The organism is Rahnella sp. NRRL B-41462, from assembly GCF_003263525.1.
Classification (GTDB): Bacteria; Pseudomonadota; Gammaproteobacteria; order Enterobacterales; family Enterobacteriaceae; genus Rahnella; species Rahnella aceris.
The window spans coordinates 1-14,096 of record NZ_JYDF01000104.1 but is presented as its reverse complement, the minus strand read 5'-3'; the positions used below and the strand labels follow the sequence as shown (position 1 = coordinate 14,096).

The 14,096-nt window shown below is 52.9% G+C and carries 11 protein-coding genes and 1 pseudogene; 8 read left to right on the top strand and 4 right to left on the bottom strand.

Going from position 1 to position 14,096, the window contains the following annotated elements; translation table 11 throughout:
* Positions 1-19 precede the first annotated feature (19 nt).
* Complete coding sequence (locus tag UC14_RS22045) at positions 20-1,222, bottom strand: multidrug efflux MFS transporter (protein ID WP_013576372.1); 1,203 nt, start codon at positions 1,220-1,222, stop codon at positions 20-22.
* A gap of 377 nt (positions 1,223-1,599) precedes the next feature.
* Here UC14_RS22045 and rhlE point away from each other — a divergent pair, with 377 nt between their 5' ends.
* Positions 1,600-3,012 (top strand): ATP-dependent RNA helicase RhlE, encoded by a 1,413-nt coding sequence (rhlE, locus tag UC14_RS22040; RefSeq protein ID WP_013576371.1) that lies wholly within the window; start codon positions 1,600-1,602, stop codon positions 3,010-3,012.
* A gap of 66 nt (positions 3,013-3,078) precedes the next feature.
* Here the strand turns inward: rhlE and UC14_RS22035 are convergent.
* Positions 3,079-3,727, bottom strand: a pseudogene (locus UC14_RS22035) (helix-turn-helix transcriptional regulator).
* A gap of 121 nt (positions 3,728-3,848) precedes the next feature.
* Here UC14_RS22035 and UC14_RS22030 point away from each other — a divergent pair.
* The 3 genes from UC14_RS22030 to pbpG all read left to right on the top strand — a co-directional run bounded on the left by UC14_RS22030 (position 3,849) and on the right by pbpG (position 7,454).
* Complete coding sequence (locus UC14_RS22030; RefSeq protein ID WP_112198433.1) at positions 3,849-5,297, top strand: MFS transporter; 1,449 nt, start codon at positions 3,849-3,851, stop codon at positions 5,295-5,297.
* A 58-nt stretch (positions 5,298-5,355) separates the two neighbouring features.
* A complete protein-coding gene (gene dusC, locus UC14_RS22025) occupies positions 5,356-6,288 on the top strand; it encodes a tRNA dihydrouridine(16) synthase DusC (RefSeq protein WP_013576368.1) in 933 nt (310 codons plus the stop codon).
* A gap of 227 nt (positions 6,289-6,515) precedes the next feature.
* Positions 6,516-7,454, top strand: a complete 939-nt coding sequence (gene pbpG, locus UC14_RS22020; RefSeq protein ID WP_015690223.1) for a D-alanyl-D-alanine endopeptidase — start codon at positions 6,516-6,518, stop codon at positions 7,452-7,454.
* A 261-nt stretch (positions 7,455-7,715) separates the two neighbouring features.
* Here the strand turns inward: pbpG and UC14_RS22015 are convergent, their stop codons facing one another.
* On the bottom strand, positions 7,716-8,345 hold the full coding sequence (locus UC14_RS22015; protein WP_013576366.1) for a hypothetical protein: 630 nt from the start codon (positions 8,343-8,345) through the stop codon (positions 7,716-7,718).
* 369 nt (positions 8,346-8,714) lie between these two features.
* On the opposite strand from UC14_RS22015, the gene UC14_RS22010 reads away from it, so the two are divergent.
* Together UC14_RS22010 and UC14_RS22005 are read left to right on the top strand one after the other, a co-directional pair.
* Entirely contained in the window at positions 8,715-9,374 is a 660-nt protein-coding gene (locus tag UC14_RS22010) for a hypothetical protein (protein WP_013576365.1), read from the top strand.
* 177 nt (positions 9,375-9,551) lie between these two features.
* Complete coding sequence (locus UC14_RS22005; protein ID WP_013576364.1) at positions 9,552-10,142, top strand: Yip1 family protein; 591 nt, start codon at positions 9,552-9,554, stop codon at positions 10,140-10,142.
* A 139-nt stretch (positions 10,143-10,281) separates the two neighbouring features.
* Here UC14_RS22005 and dld read toward each other — a convergent pair whose 3' ends face one another.
* The gene (gene dld, locus UC14_RS21995; RefSeq protein WP_112198432.1) at positions 10,282-11,973 is read right to left on the bottom strand and encodes a D-lactate dehydrogenase; all 1,692 of its coding nucleotides are present in this window, start codon (positions 11,971-11,973) and stop codon (positions 10,282-10,284) included.
* A gap of 206 nt (positions 11,974-12,179) precedes the next feature.
* On the opposite strand from dld, the gene phnC reads away from it, so the two are divergent.
* A complete protein-coding gene (gene phnC / locus UC14_RS21990; protein ID WP_015690220.1) occupies positions 12,180-13,016 on the top strand; it encodes a phosphonate ABC transporter ATP-binding protein in 837 nt (278 codons plus the stop codon).
* 68 nt (positions 13,017-13,084) lie between these two features.
* A complete protein-coding gene (gene phnD, locus UC14_RS21985) occupies positions 13,085-14,017 on the top strand; it encodes a phosphonate ABC transporter substrate-binding protein (RefSeq protein WP_013576361.1) in 933 nt (310 codons plus the stop codon).
* The last annotated feature ends 79 nt before the right edge of the window (positions 14,018-14,096 follow it).

Here is a 14,096-nt window from a genome sequence, read left to right as displayed (position 1 = left end):
TCGCAGGGGGAGGAGCAAATCAAAACCTGACCCGCCCCGTCGGCACCTGCCGAAAACTCCACCAAACCTGCACCGTATTGAACAGCACCAGTATCGCCGTGACGATAAACACCCAGCGGAAGCCAAGCAGTGCCGAGGCACTTGAGCCAATCAGCGGCCCGACCACATTCCCGAGATACATAAAAGACTGGTTGTAACCGAATATCCGGCCGGTGACCTGATCACTGCTGTATTTCACCAGCAACGCCTGTACCGCAGGCATCAGCGCGCCATCGCCGAAACCGAGCATGAAACGCAGGATCCCGAGCTGGGTCGGCGTATTAATCAGTGCCATCAGGCAAAACAGAATGAAGCAAAAAACCAGCGCGGCAATCAGAATGCGATGCGCGCCAATGCGGTCGCCGAGCTTGCCAAGTTTCGGGGCGGCCATCAGCGCGGAAACGCCCGGCACGGCGGCAATCACGCCACTGATAAAGGCGATATTGCTGGTATCCGATGACAGTTCGCGGATAAATAGCGTCAGGATCGGGCTGATGGAACCGTTGGCGAGCTGAATCATCATGGTGGTGACGAACAGGCTGACAATCAGCCACGGGTAGGGCAGCGTAGTAAATACGGCTTTGCCGCTCAGACGGTTGGCTTTGGTGACCGGTACCACGCGTTCTTTAATCAAAAATAATGTGATCAGAAAGCTGATAAACAGCATGCCGCTGGTGACGAAAAACACCGTGCGCAGGCCGAGATGGTCAGCCATAAAGCCGCCGAGCAGCGGGCCGATAATCACGCCGGATACCTGACCGGTAGACAGCGTGCCGAGCGCCCAGCCACTTTTATCTCGCGGGACCTGCGAGGCGACCAGCGCCATCGCGTTGGGAATATACCCGGACGTCAGGCCCATTAGTGTGCGCAGAATGAAAAGCTGCCAGACGTTGGTGGCGAACCCCTGCAACATCATGACAATCGCCATCCCCAGCGCGGCGCGCAGCAACATCAGTTTGCGGCCTTTGCGGTCAGCCAGACTGCCCCACAACGGCGCAACGATGGCGGAAACCAGGAACGTGCCGCTGAATACCAGCCCTGACCACAGGCTCAGGGATTCATGAGACGTTACGCCAAGTTGTTCGATATAAAGGGGTAAAAAAGGCAGGATCTGACTCATCGCCATGCCGGTAAAAAAACAGCCCAGCCAGACGGAGATTAAATTTACTTTCCAGGTTTCCATGTTGCAGCGATGTAGCCTTATGGACAGAGGAGTGAGAGAAAAGAAGCATAGCAATCAAATCTGTGAAGTGGGACGCAAAAAGTGGGAACCCATTCATCAGGTTTATAATTGATTATCCTGTGTCAAAGTTTCGGATTATCGCGGCAGATTATGCGGCCTGAAAGTGTTACCAGAGTCTGCGGCTGTAACCATCAGTTACAGGCGAGAAGGAGATAACTTCACGCAGAGCGGCGTTTTGTGCTACTATCGCCCCAACTGGCGCACTGCAGTTTGTGCCGAATCCTCGTGGTAATGCCTCATTTGCCTCGTCTGATCATCCACTCTTGAAACTGCACCGAACCCCGTTCGGGTTAGAGTGGACTGGAGCTTTTCCTTATATGTCATTTGATTCCCTCGGCTTAAGTGCCGAAATTTTGCGTGCTGTTGAAGAACAGGGCTATCGCGAACCTACGCCTATTCAGCGTCAGGCTATTCCTGTCGTGCTGGAAGGCCGTGACCTGATGGCGAGTGCGCAGACCGGTACCGGTAAAACCGCTGGTTTTACCTTGCCGCTGCTCAATATGCTCAGCCATACCAACGCGCAATTCAAAGGACGTCGCCCGGTTCGTGCGCTGATCCTGACCCCAACCCGTGAGCTGGCGGCGCAGATTGGTGAAAACGTACAGGCCTACAGCAAATACCTCACCCTGCGTTCTCTGGTGGTATTTGGTGGTGTGAGCATCAACCCGCAGATGATGAAACTGCGCGGTGGTGTGGATGTGCTGATCGCAACGCCGGGTCGTTTGCTGGATCTGGAACATCAGCGTGCTGTTGATTTATCTCAGGTTGAAATTCTGGTGCTGGATGAAGCCGACCGCATGCTGGACATGGGCTTCATTCACGATATCCGTCGCCTGCTGGCAAAACTGCCTGCCAAGCGTCAGAACCTGCTGTTCTCCGCGACGTTCTCTGATGAGATTAAAGGTCTGGCGAGCAAGTTGCTGACCAACCCGGCCTCTGTCGAAGTCGCGCGTCGTAACACCGCTTCTGCGCAAATTGAACAAAGCGTTCATTTTGTTGATAAGAAACGCAAAAGAGAATTGCTGTCGCAGATGATCGGTGAAGGCGACTGGAAACAGGTGCTGGTGTTCAACCGGACAAAACATGGTGCAAACCATTTAGCCGAACAACTCAATAAAGATGGCATCACGGCTGCTGCTATTCACGGCAACAAAAGTCAGGGCGCACGTACCCGTGCACTGGCTGATTTTAAAGCCGGTTCTGTCCGTGTTCTGGTGGCAACAGACATCGCTGCGCGTGGCCTGGATATCGATATGTTGCCGCACGTGGTCAACTATGAGCTGCCAAACGTACCGGAAGATTACGTTCACCGTATCGGCCGTACCGGTCGTGCGGAAGCCACCGGTGAAGCGATTTCTCTGGTGTGTGTGGACGAACACAAACTGCTGCGTGATATCGAGCGTCTGCTGAAACGTGAAATTCCTCGCATCGCACTGGAAGGTTACGAGCCCGATCCGAGCATCAAAGCTGAGCCGATCATCAATGGTCGTCAGGGCAGCGGCGGTGGTGGTGGTCGTGGCGCGCCACGTCAGGGCCAGCGTCCTGGCGCACCGCGTACGGGTGCTCCACGTTCAGGCGCTCCGCGTCAGGGCGGTAACGGTCAGCGCAGCGGTACGTCTGAAAACCGGGGTTCAGAAAACCGTGGTTCAGCTGAGAACCGTCCGGCACGTTCGCGTCCTGCCCATGCAGGCCAGCGTCGCACCGGCAATGCAGGCAGCGGCAACAAATAAGTTTCCGGATCCCCTGTAATTCAATCAAACCGCCTTCACTGAAGGCGGTTTTTTTTCGCGGGTAATCTAACGAATCACGTACGCACAACGGCGTGCACCCTGCAAAATATGTTCGGTGCGTTCGACACTGGCGTTCAGCACATCGCTGAATACATCGCGTTCCGCACGGCAAAATCCCTGACAGGTGGCTGCGGCAGCGCAAATCGGGCAGTGATTTTCGACAAACAGATAACTGCCATCCTCCTGCATTTTCCAGTCCGCCATATAGCCTTCACGGGTACGGATATCCGTCAGCCTTTGCAATTTGTCTTCCATCGACACCGCCCCGAGCATCGCCTGGCGGTTAGTGTTCCTGCGTGATTTTTTCCCGCGAGGTGATGAGCTGATCCAGCGCCGAATCCCCCAGAGAGGTGCGGATCAGTTGCAAAAGTTGTACGGTGAGGTCAGCGTGGGCATCGGGAAATCGCGCATGACCGGCGGCGGTCAGTTGCCAGAACTGCGCCGGGCGTCCGACACCCTGTGAGACAGATTTGGCGTCCACCAGTCCTTCCTTCGCCAGCTTCACAAACTGCTGGCGCGCGGCTTCACCTGTGGTACCCAGCAGATGGCCGCCATCGCTGGCCTGAAGTTGCCCGTGGGTTTTCAGCAGCATCAGTAAGCGCTCTGCGACGCTTTGCCGTACGTCATTTTTATTTTCCAGGTCATTGCTTGACATATTGCCTCGACGGGTTCTAGATTACGTAAAAAATATTCCAAGTTATTTCTTGTTTTAATCATATCATAACCACAGCACGCTTCAATGCGTGGAAAGTACAAACCAAAGGGATGCAGAGAAAATGTCGGGAAGTCAGAACGGATGGGCGGATTTATTCAGCGCCGAAAACCGCGGCAGTGCCATTACCCTGAGCGCAGGCGTCGCGCTTTATGCGACTAACAGCTACATCGTCATCACGATTTTACCCTCCGTTGTGCAGGATATCGGCGGGCTGGCGTGGTATGCCTGGAACACTACGCTGTACGTTGTGTGTTCCATTCTCGGCTCAGCACTTTCTGCACGGTTGATGCGCACCGCCGGGCCGCGTGGCAGCTATCTGATGGCGACCGCTATTTTTATTGCCGGTGCCGCCATTTGTACCGCCGCGCCGAATATGCCGGTGCTGCTGCTCGGGACGGGCGCTGCAGGGACGTGGGGGGGCGGATTCCTGTTCGCGCTCTCCTACGCGATGATCAACCTCCTGTTTAAAGAATCTCTCTGGCCGCGCGCCATGGCGCTGATTTCGGCGATGTGGGGCATTGCGACGCTGGTCGGCCCGGCGGTAGGGGGTATCTTCGCCGAACTGCATGCATGGCGCTGGGCGTTTGGTTTGCTGTTGCCGGTGACGTCGCTGTTCGGGGTGTGGGTCTGGCGGATTTTGCCAAAATCCCGGCACGACCGGCAGCCGGACGAACCGCTGCCGCTGATGCAACTGGCCTTGCTGACCGGCGCAGTGTTAGTGGTATCGGCGGGCAGCCTGTCTTCATCAGGGCTGATTAACTTGCTCGGTTTCGTGGTCGCGGTGGTGATGATTTTAATCTTGCGCCACCGCGAATTTACGGCGGATGTCAGACTGCTGCCGCGCAACGCTTTACGCCGTTCCTCACCGCTCTATGGCCTGTATCTGGTGATGACGTTGTTGATTATCGGCCTCGGTTGCGAACTGTTTGTGCCGTATCTGCTGCAACATTTACACGGTCAGACCCCGCTGGCTGCCGGATACATCACTGCCGCGGCGGCCGCGGGCTGGACATTAAGTGAAGTGGCCAGTTCCGGCTGGACAGGCCGTCGCGCGGATGGCGCGATTATCTGCGGGCCACTGATCCTGGCTGCCGGTTTGCTTTTACTGTTGTTCACCGTACCGGTCGCTTTCGGCCTGCCGTGGCTGAATATCAGTGGCGTAGTGCTCGGGCTGACGCTGGCCGGTTTTGGGATTGGCCTCGGCTGGCCGCATTTGCTGACCCGCGTTCTGCAACAGGCACCGGAAGAGGATCGCGAAAAAGCCGGTGCGTCGATAACCGTGGTGCAATCTTTTGCGGCGGCGCTTGGCGCGGCGTTAGCCGGAACGGTGGCTAACTTTGCAGGCGTTGATAAGGGGGATAGCGGTGCAGCCAGCGCGGCATTCTGGATGTTCCTGCTGTTTGCTGTGCCTGCGCTTCTGGCGGTGTGGATTGCCTGGCGCTCCGTCAGAGTCAGACGCTTGCAGGGCAGGGCGAAAACCTCATTAAGCGGCGATTTGTCTCAGGGGTAATTGCCCGGCGGCGGGCCTTGCGGTAATCTTGCGCGTCATTTTTAAGGGTTGAACTGCGATGCGCGTATTACTGGCTCCGATGGAAGGTGTGCTTGATCCTCTGGTTCGTGAACTTCTCACAGAAGTAAACGACTACGATTTGTGCATCACCGAGTTTTTGCGCGTGGTGGATCAGCTGCTTCCCGCCAAATCCTTCTATCGCTTGTGTCCTGAATTACATCATGCCAGCCGCACGCCTTCGGGCACGTTAGTGCGCGTTCAGCTACTCGGTCAGTATCCGCAATGGCTGGCCGAAAACGCCGCCCGTGCGGTGGAACTGGGCTCTTACGGTGTCGATCTCAACTGCGGTTGCCCGTCCAAACTGGTTAACGGCAGTGGCGGTGGCGCAACGTTACTCAAAGATCCTGAGCTGATTTATCAGGGCGCCAAAGCCATGCGTGAAGCGGTGCCCGCTCACTTACCGGTGACTGTCAAAGTGCGTCTCGGCTGGGATTCGCTGGAACACAGTTTTGAAATTGCAGATGCCGTGCAGCAGGCGGGTGCAACGGAACTGACGGTGCACGGGCGTACCAAAGAAGACGGCTACAAGCCGGAACGTATTAACTGGGCTGCGATTGGCGAAATCCGTCAACGCCTGAGTATTCCGGTGATCGCCAATGGTGAAATCTGGGATTACGAAAGCGGCCAGGCGTGTCTGCACACCACCGGTTGTGATGCCGTGATGCTCGGGCGCGGTGCGCTGAATATTCCGAATCTCAGCCGTGTGGTGAAGTACAACGAACCGCGTATGCCGTGGCCGGAGGTAATAACGTTGTTGCAGAAATACACCCGTCTGGAAAAGCAGGGCGATACCGGTTTGTATCACGTTGCGCGCATTAAACAGTGGCTGAGTTATTTGCGTAAAGAGTACGAAGAGGCGACAGAGTTATTTACTGAAGTGCGCGTGCTGAAGACGTCGAAGGAGATTGGTTATCTGATCGACAATCAATAATATTCACCTGTGTATTTCGAAGGGACGCTTTCTGAGCGTCCCTTTATTTTTTCAGTGCATTCTTACGCAAGTGTTCACTTACTCGTCGTTCCACGGTCTGTGGGTGGTGGTGACAGACTTTGTGACAAATAGAATTGAAAATTGCGGGTGCTAAGACTTTTCGCCTCACTTATAATTCCGCCCGCTGTTACGACATATCTTAATGACAACTTTCTAAATACAGAGCAATGCATGTGAAAATCCGTCTTTTGGTTCTGAGCTTATTAGCCTTAAATACAGGCATGTTGTCTGCCCCTGCCGCCACCGCTGCAAAGCATGAGCCGGCCGTCGCCCCGATCGTTCAAATTGCTTCCGGCAGTGCCATGGTGGTGGATCTGAAAAGCCACGAAGTGATTTATTCCCGAAATCCGGATGAGGTGAGGCCGATTGCCTCCCTGACCAAACTGATGACCGCGATGGTGACGCTTGATGCGAATCTGCCACTCGACGAAGTGATCAATATCGATATCAGTAATACACCTGAAATGCGTGGCGTGTTCTCCCGCGTGAAACTGAACAGTGAAATTACCCGTCGTCAGATGATCCAACTGGCGCTGATGTCCTCAGAAAACCGGGCTGCGGCCAGTCTCGCGGCACATTATCCGGGCGGTTATTCTGCATTTATCAATGCTATGAATGCGAAGGCGAAATCGCTGGGCATGACCCATACGCATTATGCTGAACCGACCGGTTTGTCGCCGCGCAACGTCTCCACCGCGCGTGATTTAACACGGCTGCTGCTGGCTTCACAGCGCTATCCGCTGATCGGTCAGCTAAGTACGACTGCTGAAAAAACGGCTGTCTTCAGCCATCCGGCGTATGCATTGCCGTTCCGTAATACCAACCATCTGATCATGAATCCGTCGTGGAATATCCAGCTGACCAAAACCGGTTACACCGATGAAGCCGGCCATTGCCTGGCGATGCGTACCACCATTAACGGCAAGCCCGTTACGCTGGTCGTGATGGATGCCTTCGGGAAATTTACGGCCTTTGCCGATGCCAACCGCCTGCGCACCTGGATGGAAACCGGCAAAGCAGTGCCTGTTCCACAGATTGCCAAAAACTACCGTAAGCAGAAAGAGCAGCAGAAAACGCAGCCTTCCGTCGAAGAGGCGGATGATTGAGCAGATGATTGAAATGAAAAAGTCCGGCCAGATGCCGGACTTTTTGTTTTGCAGGGACAGACAACGTGGTCAGAAAATCAGTTTAAACACCCCTGTCAGGGTCAGTAAGCCGACGATAAAGATGATGGCGATGATCCACAGGATAATTTTCATGTTTTCTCCTTAACATAACCTTCAGTCGTCATCGGCCATCCGGCTAAGCCAATGATATTCCTTATCAGTATAGCTTCTGCCTGCATTTTTGCTGTGTGCTTGCTAATTTCAGGCCAGTGCCGCGCGCAGACCACATTCCGGGCTGGTAAGCGGTTTGCCCATTTGGGTCAGTTGTGCCGCACCGGTCATCGAAGCCTGAGCCAGCACCACGCAGGCCGCGCCTCGCCTGTATTCCACATCAGCCGCCGCTGCGATAGCCTGTAAATATCCGGCCAGATCCCCCTGCTTAAACTTTTCCCATGCGCCTGCCACCAGATGGATTTCAAACTGCGCCTGCGGATGTTTTTCCACCTGCGCGAACAACTGTCGCGTCGGCTCCAGGGTCGTTTCGACCGCACAGAGTGCGACCACACTGCCCGCTGTTTTCATGGCCTGTTCCGCCAGCGTCTGATCGACACGCAACACCGGCACCGCAGCACTTTCACTGGCCAGCGTCGCGGCAGAACCCAGCGTCGAACAGGTCAGTAAAACGCGATCGGCATTTTCACTCAATGCCAGCAGCACATCCGCTGTTTGCTGACGAATTTCTGCAGTCAGCCCGCCCGCCTTTTCGGCTGCAGCCAGTAAATCGGGCCGCGAAACATGCACAAACTTATGCTGATCCAGCCCAAGTTCGTGAGCTGTATTTTCGAAAACCGCAATATTGCTGTCGGCCGTATGTAAGCAGGTAATGCGCATGTAATTCTCCTGATAAGTGTCTGCCTCTACGTTAATGATTTTTTAACCGTACCGCAGACTTTTTTACCTGTAAAAACTGATGAGTTAATGCGGGCTGGAAAATGCCCGGTTTCCCCGGTGCACGCTATGATTTCCATAACCCGCGGGCGTCCGTAATTCCTTAAGTTTGACCTGTTAACGATCCCCGTAACATTTTATTTTCATTGGTATTTATTCATTAAGGTAATGCAACTCAACCATATATAGATACATAAGCAATCGCGTATTTATCGAGAAGGAAATTGATTTGAGGTGGTTATTTATCCAGTGCAAACTGTGGCCAGATTAAGGATTTCTAAACAGGGAAAGCTCATGTGAGGGACAACAACTATGTTTCAGCTCAGCAGACGGGATCTATCGCCGATCAACAGGATGCTCTATTTTCCAGGCGCGCCTGCCTGGCCGGAAGATTACAAAGGAAAATCGCTCATGGAAAAGCTCATGCAAAACCAGATCAACAATATTGAAAAGCAGGGAATCAAAAATGGTGAGGAAATTGCCGGGCTGAATCTGCGGGTAGGGAAGGTGGAACAGCAGGTCAGTCAGCTAACGGTAGTGATCACGGAGACGAATCTCCGTGTCGGCAAACTGGAGCACCAGATGGTCACGCTCACTGAAGCGGTGACAGATATCGGGGGTCGTGTCGGGAAAACCGAACAGAGCATCGCGCGCATCGACGGGCACCTGCTGAGAATTGACGATCATCTGGTGAGGATAGATAAACAGTTTGAACAGGTAGATAAACAGTTTCAACAGGTCGATAAACAGTTCGATCGTGTAGATGAGCGCTTTGACAAAATAGAACAACGATTTGAGAAGATCGACCGGCGCTTTGAAAAAGTAGATGAACGCTTTGTGAAGATTGAAGCTTCACTGAGTGCAATGCAGGCAATGTTTTACGATCTCATGATTAAACAGACCCGATGGATTGTCAGCATGATGCTGGTACTGGTTGGCGTGACGTTTACGGCTGCACGCTATATTCACTAACGGCGACCTGATACGGTTGATCTCCCATTACGCTGAATTGGCCGTATCAGCAAAGCTGGCAAGAGCGACTATAATATAGACAGGTCGCCACCTTCTTTATGCCCTTGTCTGACGGGCAATCCCGAAGGTTTATCACTGCGCGCTGCTGGCGGCTTTCGGCGTACAAGGGGGTGTTTCATGGCTAATCATGTCTGGGGACTGATATCCAATCCGGGTCCCGAATTGCAACAAATCCAGCGTGAGCGGGAAACCGTTTCACATGTGTATTCCCACCATGTTCTTTTAATGGCGCTCATCCCGGTTGTCTGTTCTTTCATCGGAACAACACAACTTGGCTGGAACTTCGGTGATGGCGAGAAGCTGATGGTTTCCATGTTTACCGCGTCTTATATCGCCGTCATTTTCTATGTTCTGATGCTCGCTGCTGTCGCACTGATGGGGCGGATTATCTACGGGATGGCGCGTCGTTATGACAGCCGCCCGACACTCAACAACTGTATCGTCTTTGCCGGCTACGTGGCCACACCCATGTTCCTCAGCGGGGTCGTAGCCCTGTATCCGATGGTCTGGTTATGCCTGTTTGTCGGGCTGATCGGCCTGTGTTACAGCGGATACCTGTTGTATCTCGGCATTCCTAACTTCCTCAATATCGACCGTCGCGAAGGGTTCCTGTTCTCCAGTTCAACACTGGCAATGGGCGTTCTGGTATTAGAGCTGCTTCTGGCTCTGACGGTAATTATGTGGGGTTACGGAACACAGTTATTTTAACTTAATGGCTATCTTACTTGCCATTTTGCCCCCGGGCAGTGCTCGGACTCCTCACGTACTTTATGTACGCTCCGGGTCCTCCGCGCTGTCTGGGAACAAACTGCCTGCGCCGACTACGCCATTCCTCTTTTGAAGGACATTATTCCTGCCAGTTCTTCATCTTACTGGTTTTCCCGATACCCGGATTGAAGGTGTTGGTCGGGTCTGCCTGCCGGTAGAATTCTTTCAAATGTGGTTTTGCCAGATACAAATGGCCGACGTTATGTTCGGCGGGATATTCCGCGCCTTTGGCGTCGAGCAGTTCTAACATCCTGTGTTTCAGCGCCTTGCTGTTTGCGCCTTTTTTGACGATGTAATCCTGATGGAAAACGTGGCACATGAAATGGCCGTAATACAGTTTTGCCACCAGTTGATTGTCGATATCTTCCGGCAATGTCTCGAACCAGTCGCGGTCATTGCGGCGCAGTGCGATATCCAGCGCCAGAATATCTTCCACTTCGTTTTCATGTACCGCGTGATACCGCACGGCGGCACCGGCGGCGGCAAAGCGATGCAGGAAGGCTTTCTTGCCTTCGTCGGCGGAACAGATAAAGAAATCACCCTGACCCTCACTAAAGAAACGTGTCAAAAAGGTTCGGGCTTCGTCAATACCGGGGCCGGACATTTTCAGCAGTAAGTGATGTTCAAACCGGTCACGATACTGCTTCATACGCGGTGGCAGATGATTCGGCAGGGCTTTGCTCAGACACTGCATCACGCGGTCGCTGAAATGTTTGGGCAGGAAAGGGACCTTACTGGCGTGTGCATCGAACTTTCCTTTGGCAGTAAACATGTCCGGCATTTTGTCGGTGCCAAGTTTGTCGATCATCAGGAAAGTGTCTTTGCCATAGACTTCGGTGATATCGAAAATATCCCGGTGCATGTATTCCCCTGCCACCGGAAGGTTAGCGAAGTCACGCAGGATCTGGCGGCGTAATTCTGTCAGCACCGCCGTGTCATTGGTGCCGATGTAGAAAACCTGCTGCTGCGTTTCTGCCGGAAACGTATCGAGCCGCACGGCGAAAACCGCCAGCTTGCCCGCACAACCTGAAGCTTCAAATAAACGTCGCTCATCCGCGTTGAAACGCGACGGCGTATCAGCATCCACTTCGCGGACACGTGAGGCATAATCGTGATCCGACGCCAGACGCTGATCATGCTGGATATCGGTTTCCAGATAATCGCCTTTTTCCAGACGTGTCAGGATTTCTTCCGGCGTTTCACCAAGATTAATGCCCAGATGGTTAATCAGCCGCAATTCGCCTTGTGCATCGATTTGTGCATAGAGCGCCATTTCGGTATACGCCGGGCCGCGTTTCACCAGCGATCCGCCAGAATTATTACAGATCCCGCCGACCACCGATGCGCCGATGCAGGACGAGCCAATCACTGAATGCGGTTCGCGGTTGTAGGGCTTGAGGATTTTTTCCAGCTTATACAGGGTGCTGCCGGGAAAACCGATCACCTGATGACCGCCGTCGAGTAACTGGATCGTGTCCAGTTTCAGGGTGCTGAAAATAACAATGTCGCGGTCATAGTCGTCGCCGCTGGGCGTCGAACCTTCGGTCAGCCCGGTATTGGCGGCCTGCATAATGACAATCTTGTCGGCGGCGATGCAGGTTTTGAGCAGTTGCCACTGTTGCAGCAGCGTTTGTGGAAATACGACCGCCAGCGCTTTGCCGCCACCGGAGCGAAACCCTTTGCGGTAGCGTTCGGTGTTGCTGTCGCCGGTTAAAACGTGGCGGCTGCCGGCAATCTCTTTCAGCGTGGCGATGAGTGACTGATTATCCATTTCATCTTCCTTTTTTGATGGGATGCCATCTAATCATAGACTTAAATGATACTTGTTAAGTTAAACGTCATTCGGGATATGGGTTAGGTAATTTCACTTAATCTGTTGCATTTTTGTCATGCGCTGTCCATTAAATCGTCATTGATGTGTCATAAAACTCGCGCTTAATGAACGCCAGATAACGAAAGCAACCGAGAGACAGCATCATGGCGCAAGCTCAACTTAAGCTGGCACAGGCTGAATATCCTCAGACCGGGCCACAGCATCTGAACAAAGTTCTGGACGTCAAAGGCCTGGTGAAATCCTATAAATCGGGTCAGCGTGTCCTGAATGACATCAATTTTGATCTCCACGCCGGTGAGTTCGTGGCGGTAATTGGCCGTTCTGGCGCGGGTAAATCCACCCTGCTGCATGTGCTCAACGGTACGATCCCGCTCACGGATGGCAGTGTGGTATGTCATTACGAAAATGGTGAACAGCAGGAGCTGGCCGGGCTTACCGGCAAAGCATTGCGTCGCTGGCGTTCAGGCTGTGGAATGATTTTTCAGGATTTCTGCCTGGTGCCTCGTCTGGATGTCCTGACAAATGTGTTACTGGGGCGTCTCAGCCACACCTCAACGTTCAAATCATTCTTTAACCAGTTCGATGACGAAGACCGCGCCCGCGCCATCTCTTTGCTTGAATGGTTGCACATGCTGCCGCATGCATTGCAGCGTGCCGAAAACCTTTCCGGCGGCCAGATGCAGCGTGTGGCGATTTGTCGCGCGCTGATGCAGAACCCGAAAATTCTGCTGGCCGATGAACCGGTGGCGTCACTGGATCCGAAAAATACCCTGCGCATCATGAATGCGCTGAAAAAAGTCAGCGAAGAGAATATCGCCGTGATGGTCAACCTGCACTCTGTCGAGTTGGTGAAAGATTATTGCACCCGCGTTATCGGCATCGCGAAAGGGCAGATTATTTTCGACGGCCATCCGGACCAGTTAACTGAAGGCATTTTGCATCAGTTATACGGTGAAGAACACGAAGCGATAAACAGTTAAACAATAACGTTATTTATTTTGCAGTGCTTATTTCTACTTTCTCTCAATCTACACAAGGTCATCATTACATGAAGAAGTTATTACGTCTGGCAGTCTTCGTAGCAGGTTCTTTTACTGCAATGCACAGCATGGCAGAAGATGCTCCTAAAGAATTAAACTTAGGTATTCTGGGTGGCCAGAATGCCACCCAGCAAATCGGCGATAATCAGTGTGTAAAAGATTTCTTCGATAAAGAATTAAATGTGGATACCAAACTGCGTAATTCATCCGATTATTCAGGTGTTATTCAGGGGTTATTAGGTAAGAAAGTGGATATGGTATTAAGCATGTCCCCGTCATCTTTTGCTTCGGTTTATATTAATAATCCGAAAGCGGTGGATCTGGTCGGCATTGTCATTGACGATACGGATAAATCCCGGGGTTATCACTCCGTGGTTGTCGTGAAAGCCGACAGCCCGTACCAGAAATTATCTGACCTGAAAGGCAAATCATTCGGTTTCGCTGACCCGGATTCTACTTCGGGTTACCTGATCCCAAACCAGACATTCAAGAAAGAATTTGGCGGCACGACGGATAACAAATACAACAACTTCTTCTCCAGCGTAACCTTCTCCGGCGGCCATGAGCAGGATATTCTTGGCGTGCTGAACGGCCAGTTCGAAGGCGCAGTCACCTGGACTTCAATGATCGGCGACCGCGAAACCGGTTATACCTCCGGTGCATTCAACCGCATGATCCGCATGGACCATCCGGATCTGATGAAGAAAATCCGCATTATCTGGGAATCGCCATTAATTCCTAATGGTCCGATTTTAGTGCGCAGCGATTTGCCACCGGCATTTAAAGCTAAGCTGGTTTCTGCCATTAAGAAACTGGATAAAGATGACCACGCTTGTTTCGTAAAAGCGGTGGGCGGCAAACAGCATATCGGCGAAACGTCCCTGGCTGAATATCAGCAGATTATTGATATGAAGCGTGAGCTGACTAAAGGCGGTCGCTAACCCGTAACTCCCTCCCCTGCGAAGGGGAGGGTTGGGGTGGGGTATTAATGGCAACTCAGGAAGCGAAAGCTTTTACCAT

Coding starts and splice junctions, on each gene's coding strand:
- UC14_RS22045 (WP_013576372.1), bottom strand. CDS start 1,222: ATGGAAACCTGGAAAGTAAATTTAATCTCCGTCTGGCTGGGCTGTTTT.
- rhlE (WP_013576371.1), top strand. CDS start 1,600: ATGTCATTTGATTCCCTCGGCTTAAGTGCCGAAATTTTGCGTGCTGTT.
- UC14_RS22030 (WP_112198433.1), top strand. CDS start 3,849: ATGTCGGGAAGTCAGAACGGATGGGCGGATTTATTCAGCGCCGAAAAC.
- dusC (WP_013576368.1), top strand. CDS start 5,356: ATGCGCGTATTACTGGCTCCGATGGAAGGTGTGCTTGATCCTCTGGTT.
- pbpG (WP_015690223.1), top strand. CDS start 6,516: ATGCATGTGAAAATCCGTCTTTTGGTTCTGAGCTTATTAGCCTTAAAT.
- UC14_RS22015 (WP_013576366.1), bottom strand. CDS start 8,345: ATGCGCATTACCTGCTTACATACGGCCGACAGCAATATTGCGGTTTTC.
- UC14_RS22010 (WP_013576365.1), top strand. CDS start 8,715: ATGTTTCAGCTCAGCAGACGGGATCTATCGCCGATCAACAGGATGCTC.
- UC14_RS22005 (WP_013576364.1), top strand. CDS start 9,552: ATGGCTAATCATGTCTGGGGACTGATATCCAATCCGGGTCCCGAATTG.
- dld (WP_112198432.1), bottom strand. CDS start 11,973: ATGGATAATCAGTCACTCATCGCCACGCTGAAAGAGATTGCCGGCAGC.
- phnC (WP_015690220.1), top strand. CDS start 12,180: ATGGCGCAAGCTCAACTTAAGCTGGCACAGGCTGAATATCCTCAGACC.
- phnD (WP_013576361.1), top strand. CDS start 13,085: ATGAAGAAGTTATTACGTCTGGCAGTCTTCGTAGCAGGTTCTTTTACT.